Below are 6,677 nucleotides of genomic sequence, written 5' to 3' on the forward strand. Positions count from 1 at the left end.
CACCGCTGACACCCCGACTTTCCGAACGCGGATCGATCCTGCGACGCCGGGCGACCGGCCGGTCAAGGTGCGGCCCGGGCCGGCCCACCGGCCCCGCGTCGGGTCAGGCCAGCGAGATCTGGTCGCCGGTGACCTTGATCTCCTTGGGCGGCAGCGGCTTGGTGGCCGGGCCGGCCTTCACCGAGCCGTCCTCGATCGAGAACTTGCTGTTGTGGCAGGTGCAGTTGATGGTGCCGCCGTCGACGTTCGTCACCGGGCAGTTCTGGTGCGTACAGATCGGGCTGAAGCCTTTGAACTGGCCGGCCGTGGGCTGGGTGATGACCACGCCCTGAGCGGCGAGGACCTTGCCGCCGCCGACCGGGATGTCGGCGGTGGTGGCCAGCGACTGGGCATCCTGCCGGTCACCGCCGCCAGCGTCGCCGGTGCTGGGTACGGCGGGGCCACCGCTTGTGGGCGCACCGCTGCTGCTGCCGCCGTCGTCACTGCCGCAGGCAGCCAGGACGACGGCCGCGCCGACCGCCCCGACGCCGGTGAGCAGGTTACGACGTGTCTGCGTACCTGGTCCGGTCAGCGCTTGATCGTCACTCATGCCTCGCCTCTCTCTAGCCCGCTGCCGGTCGAAAGCCGGCCACACTTCTCCACACGGGCAACTGTGCCGGATGGTTCACCACGGCATCCGCTTGACCCGACAAATGGGGTGGGGCAGGTCGTCATCCGACCCGCCCCACCCCATCAGCACGCGTACAGAGGTCAGCGCGCGGCGGCCGGCACCTTACGGCTGGCCCGCGCCTTGGTGACCCCGTTGGCCTTGGCGGCTCGGGTGGTGGCGGCAGCCGCACCCTTGGCCTTGCCGTCGAGCTTGAGCACCTGGCGCAGGAACTCGCCAGTGTGGCTCTCGGCCACCTCGGCGACCTCCTCGGGGGTGCCGGTGGCGAGCACGGTGCCGCCACGGTGGCCACCCTCGGGACCCATGTCGATCAGCCAGTCCGCAGTCTTGATCACGTCGAGGTTGTGCTCGATCGTGATCACCGTGTTGCCCTTGTCGACCAGCCCCTCCAGCACCATCAGGAGCTTGCGGATGTCCTCGAAGTGCAGACCGGTGGTCGGCTCGTCGAGCACGTAGACCGTCCGCCCGGTGGAGCGCTTCTGCAGCTCGGAGGCGAGCTTGACCCGCTGCGCCTCACCGCCGGAGAGGGTCGGCGCCGGCTGACCGAGACGGACGTAGCCCAGGCCGACGTCGACCAGGGTCTTCAGGTGCCGGTGGATGGCCGGGATCGCGGAGAAGAACTCGGCGGCCTCCTCGATCGGCATCTCCAGCACGTCCGAGACGGTCTTGCCCTTGTAGTGCACCTCCAGGGTCTCCCGGTTGTACCGGGCGCCCTTGCAGACCTCGCAGGGGACGTACACGTCGGGGAGGAAGTTCATCTCGATCTTGATGGTGCCGTCACCGGAGCACGCCTCGCAGCGTCCGCCCTTGACGTTGAAGGAGAACCGACCCGGGCCGTACCCGCGTACCTTCGCCTCGGTCGTCTCGGCGAAGAGCTTGCGGACGTGGTCCCAGACGCCGGTGTAGGTGGCCGGGTTGGAGCGCGGCGTGCGGCCGATCGGCGACTGGTCCACGCCGACGACCTTGTCCACGTGCTCCAGCCCGGAGACGCGGGTGTGCCGGCCGGGCACCAGCCGGGCGCCGTTGATCTGGTTGGCCAGCACCGCGTACAGGATGTCGTTGACCAGCGTCGACTTGCCCGAGCCGCTGACCCCGGTGACAGCGATCAGCTGGCCCAGCGGGAACGAGACGGTCAGGTTGCGCAGGTTGTGCTCCCGCGCGCCGTGCACCACCAGCTCGCGGGCCGGGTCCTGCGGGCGGCGGCCCGTCGGCGTCGGGATCGACCGCCGACCGGACAGGTACGCCCCGGTGATCGACTCCTTGTTCTTCAGCAGCGCCGGCACCGAGCCGCTGTGCACGATCTTGCCGCCGTGCTCACCCGCGCCGGGACCGATGTCGACGATCCAGTCGGCGGTGCGGATGGTGTCCTCGTCGTGCTCCACCACGATCAGCGTGTTGCCGAGCCCACGCAGCCGGATCAAGGTCTCGATCAGCCGGTGGTTGTCGCGCTGGTGCAGCCCGATCGACGGCTCGTCGAGCACGTAGAGCACGCCCACCAGACCGGAGCCGATCTGGGTGGCCAGCCGGATGCGCTGTGCCTCGCCGCCGGAGAGCGTGCCGGCTGGGCGGTCCAGGGAGAGGTAGTCCAGGCCGACGTCGAGCAGGAACCGCAGCCGGGCGTTGATCTCCTTGAGGACCCGCTCGGCGATCATCTTCTGCCGGTCGGTCAGCTCGATGCCGGCGAGCAGGTCGGCGCACTCCCCCACGGAGAGGTTGCAGACCTCGGCGATGCTCTTGCCCGCGAGGGTGACCGCGAGGACTTCGGGCTTGAGCCGGGCACCGCCGCACGCCGCGCAGGGCACGTCGCGCATGTAGCCCTCGTACTTGTCGCGGGACCACTCGGATTCGGTGTCGGAGTGCCGGCGCTCGATCCACTGCACCACGCCCTCGAAGCCGGTGTAGTAGGAGCGCTCGCGGCCGTACTTGTTGCGGTAGCGCACGTGAACCTGGTCGTCGGAGCCGTGGAGGATCGTCTTCTGTGCCCGCGCCGGCAACGCCCGCCACGGGGTGTCGATGTCGAAGTGCTGGGCCTCGCCGAGCGCCTCGAGCAGGCGCAGGAAGTATTCCAGGTTGTGCCCGGTGGACCAGGGCTGGATGGCGCCCTCGCGCAGGCTGCGCTCCGGGTCGGGGACCAGCAGCTCCGGGTCGACCTCCTTCTTGGTGCCCAGGCCGGTGCACTCCGGGCAGGCGCCGTAGGGCGCGTTGAAGGAGAAGACCCGAGGCTCGAGATCCTCGATGGCGAGCGGGTGGTCGTTGGGGCAGGCAAGGTGCTCGGAGTAGCGGCGCTCGCGGTCCGGGTCGTCCTCGGGAAGGTCGACGAAGTCGAGCAGGACCAGGCCGCTGGACAGGCCCAGTGCGGCCTCGACCGAGTCGGTGAGCCGCTGCTTGGCGCTCGGCTTGACGGTGAGCCGGTCGATCACCACCTCGATGGTGTGCTTCTCCTGCTTCTTGAGCTTCGGCGGCTCGGTCAGCGGGTGAACCACGCCGTCGACCCGGGCCCGGGCGTAGCCCTTGGCCTGTAGCTCGGCGAAGAGGTCGACATATTCGCCCTTGCGGCCACGGATCACCGGGGCGAGCACCATGAACTTGGTGCCCTCGGCCATGGCGAGGACCCGGTCGACGATCTGCTGCGGGCTCTGCCGGGAGATGCGCTCACCACAGACCGGGCAGTGCGGTTCACCGATGCGGGCGTAGAGCAGACGCAGGTAGTCGTAGACCTCGGTGATGGTGCCGACCGTTGAGCGCGGGTTGCGCGAGGTGGATTTCTGGTCGATCGAGACGGCCGGGCTCAGGCCCTCGATGAAGTCGACGTCTGGCTTGTCCATCTGGCCGAGGAACTGCCGGGCGTACGACGAGAGCGACTCGACGTAGCGCCGCTGCCCCTCGGCGAAGATCGTGTCGAAGGCCAGGCTCGACTTGCCCGACCCGGACAGCCCGGTGAACACGATGAGCGCGTCCCGGGGCAGGTCGAGACTGACGTCACGCAGGTTGTGCTCGCGCGCGCCACGGATGATCAGTCGGTCGGCCACGGTGCGTGTACTCCCGGGAGAAGATGAAGCAAAGGATCTGTCCCGCTCTGGGTGGTCTTGAGCGGTCGTGCGGGCGCGGAAAACGCGCCTCGGCAACTCTAGCCCCGAGGTACGACAGTTTCCCTCGCCCGCACATTCCCCCAGCTCAGCCCGGTCGGCCGCGCCGCCCGGGAACCCGGTCGGCCACGCGCCGGCGGGTGCCCGGTCAGTAGCCGCCGGGCGCCGGCGGACGCGCGGCCCGACGCCGGGCCGAACGCCACCCGCCGCGTCGCTCCGCCGCCACCCGGGCCTCCCGCCGTCGGCTCTCGTGGGCCACCTCACCCTGCAGCCGTCGCCAGCTCTCCCACCGACGGGTGGAGAGCTCGCCGGTGTGTACCGCCTCCCGGACCGCGCAGGCCGGCTCGCCGTCGTGACCGCAGTCGGCGTACCGGCAGCCCTCGGCCAGCCCGGCGATGTCGGCGAACGCCCGGTCGAGCCCGGCCGCGCCGTCCAGCAGGCCGACCGCCCGGACACCGGGCGTGTCGATCACCGCACCGCCACCGGGGATCGGTACGAGCGCCCGCCAGGTGGTGGTGTGCCGGCCCTTGCCGTCGACGCGCCGGATCGCCTGGGTGGGCATCATCACCGCTCCGACGAGGGCGTTGACGAGGCTCGACTTGCCGGCACCGGAGGGGCCGAGCAGACCGAGCGTGCGGCCGGGCGTCACCTCGGCGCGCAGTGGTGCCAGCCCGAGGCCACGTTCGGCGCTGACCGGCAGCACGGGCACCCCGGGCGCGACGGCGGCCAGCTGGCGGGCCAGCGCGGCCGGGTCGGCCGCGAGGTCCGCCTTGGTCAGTACGACAAGTGGCCGGGCGCCGGACTCGTGGGCCAGGGAGAGCAGCCGCTCGATCCGGCCCACGTCCGGCTCGGGGTGCACCGGCTCCACCACGGCGGCGGCGTCGAGGTTGGCGGCCAGCACCTGACCACTGGCGTCCTTGCCGGCGGTACGTCGGATCAGCGCTCCCCGCCGTGGCAGCACGGCCTCGACGGTGACGCGGCGGTCCGGCCAGTGGGTGAGCAGCACCCAGTCCCCGGCGCAGGGCAGCGCGGACGGGTCCCGGGCGGCGACGGTCAGCACCGCCCCACCCAGACTGGCCCGGACCGGGCCACCTGCGGTGAGGACCGTGCAGACCCCCCGGTCCACCCGGGCCACCCGACCCGGCTGGTGCTCGCCGCGGCGCGCGGCGTACGCCGTCCGCTCGGCGTCCCAGCCGAGGGCGGTCAAATCGATCGTCATGGCATCCTCATCGGTGTCGAAGCTGGTGATGGCGGAACACGCGTGCCACGTCCGGCATGATCACCACCTCCGTCCGATGTCCCGGTGCCGCGTCTGCCGCTGACGGTAGGTCGCGCGCCGACGCGCCGAAAGCGATTTCCCCGGCGACGGCGCGACGGCGGACCGCTAGGGTCGACGGGTGACCACGGATCCGCTGTTGCTGATGGGCGAGGTGGACGCGGCCACCAGGCGACTACTGCGTACCGCCGCTTCTTTCGACGCCGCGGACCTGGCCGCCGCGTCGCTGCTGCCGGGCTGGACGCGCGGCCACGTCCTGGCGCATGTGGCGCGCAACGCCGACGGTTTCGTCAACCTGCTCACCGCGGCCCGCACCGGGGCGGCACTGCCGATGTACGCCTCGCTGGACGCCCGCACCGCCGACATCGAAGCCGGTTCGAGCCGGCCACCGGCCGCGCACCTGGACGACCTGCGACGCACCGCGGACCTGTTCGCCGAGGCGGTCGCGGCGATGCCGGCCGACGCGTGGGCGGCGACGGTGCAGGCGCGTAAGGGTCCCTGGCCGGCGGCGCTGCTGGTCTGGGGTCGGCTGCGGGAGATCGAGGTGCACCACCTCGATCTGGCCGCCGACTACCGGGCCGCGGACTGGTCGGAGACGTTCGCCCACCGACTGCTGCGGGAGGCCGCCAGTCATCACGCCACGGGGCCGACACCGCCGTCGATGGTGTTGCGTCTCGACGGCAGTGAGCACGAGGTGGTGATCGGGGAGCGCGTCGGCGCTCCGGTCGTCGCCGGCTCCGCCCCCGACCTCGCCGTCTGGCTGATCGGCCGCGCCGACGGCACCCTGCTCTCCGTCACCCCTGACGGTCCCCTGCCTACTCCACCGGAATGGATATAGAAACGTCATGACATACAGCGGAGACGTCACGCACGGCGGCCCACCGGCGGTTCGGGAGCTGGACGGGCTGACCATCAGCAAGCTGTCGGTGGGTCCGATGGACAACAACGCCTACCTGCTGCGCTGCACGGGCACCGGTGATCAGGTACTGATCGACGCCGCGAACGAGGCACCCCGGCTGCTCGAGCTGATCGGTGACGGTGGGCTCACCGCCGTGGTGACGACCCACCAGCACATGGATCACTGGGTGGCGCTGGAGGAGGTCGTCGCCAAGACCGGCGCCCAGGCGTTGGTGCACGCCGACGACGCGGCGGGGTTGCCGATCGAGGCGGAGCGGCTGGCCGACGGCGACACCGTGGCGGTCGGCGACTGCGCGTTGGAGGTCATCCACATCAAGGGGCACACCCCGGGTTCGATCGCGCTGCTCTACCGCGACCCGGCCGGCACCCCGCACCTCTTCACCGGCGACAGTCTCTTCCCCGGTGGGGTGGGCAACACCGACAAGGACCCGGAGCGCTTCGCGGCGCTGATCGGTGACGTCGAGCACAAGCTGTTCGACCAACTCCCGGACGACACCTGGTTCTACCCGGGCCACGGCAAGGACAGCACCCTGGGCGCCGAGCGCCCGGCCCTCCCCCAGTGGAAAGCCAGAGGCTGGTAAACCCCCAGCAAACCGAAGACCCAACGCTGACCAAGAACCACCAAGATCACCCAACCCACCGACGGCGGCGGCACCCCCGCACAAACCGGAACCACGACGGGGGCGGGGGCCCGCCGTGCCCGGCGCAGGGATCAAGCCTGACCGCCCGG

The 6,677-nt window shown here is 71.1% G+C and carries 5 protein-coding genes; 2 read left to right on the forward strand and 3 right to left on the reverse strand.

The window, feature by feature from the left end:
- Nucleotides 1–103: 103 nt before the first annotated feature.
- From AB0B48_RS29550 to rsgA, 3 genes are all read right to left on the reverse strand, one after another.
- Nucleotides 104–589, reverse strand: a complete 486-nt coding sequence (locus tag AB0B48_RS29550; RefSeq protein ID WP_355010215.1) for a Rieske (2Fe-2S) protein — start codon at nucleotides 587–589, stop codon at nucleotides 104–106.
- 161 nt (nucleotides 590–750) lie between these two features.
- Entirely contained in the window at nucleotides 751–3,696 is a 2,946-nt protein-coding gene (gene uvrA, locus AB0B48_RS29555; protein ID WP_091408018.1) for an excinuclease ABC subunit UvrA, read from the reverse strand.
- 205 nt (nucleotides 3,697–3,901) lie between these two features.
- The gene (gene rsgA / locus AB0B48_RS29560) at nucleotides 3,902–4,972 is read right to left on the reverse strand and encodes a ribosome small subunit-dependent GTPase A (RefSeq protein WP_357207187.1); all 1,071 of its coding nucleotides are present in this window, start codon (nucleotides 4,970–4,972) and stop codon (nucleotides 3,902–3,904) included.
- Nucleotides 4,973–5,150: 178 nt separating this feature from the next.
- Here rsgA and AB0B48_RS29565 point away from each other — a divergent pair, with 178 nt between their 5' ends.
- Together AB0B48_RS29565 and AB0B48_RS29570 are read left to right on the forward strand one after the other, a co-directional pair.
- A complete protein-coding gene (locus AB0B48_RS29565; RefSeq protein WP_357207189.1) occupies nucleotides 5,151–5,867 on the forward strand; it encodes a maleylpyruvate isomerase family mycothiol-dependent enzyme in 717 nt (238 codons plus the stop codon).
- Nucleotides 5,868–5,874: 7 nt separating this feature from the next.
- Nucleotides 5,875–6,528 carry an MBL fold metallo-hydrolase gene (locus AB0B48_RS29570; RefSeq protein WP_357207191.1) on the forward strand — a complete coding sequence of 218 codons (654 nt, stop codon included), beginning with the start codon at nucleotides 5,875–5,877 and terminating at the stop codon, nucleotides 6,526–6,528.
- The last annotated feature ends 149 nt before the right edge of the window (nucleotides 6,529–6,677 follow it).

Origin of the sequence: Micromonospora sp. NPDC049089, assembly GCF_040648775.1 — a bacterium.
In the GTDB taxonomy this organism is placed as follows: Bacteria; Actinomycetota; Actinomycetes; order Mycobacteriales; family Micromonosporaceae; genus Micromonospora.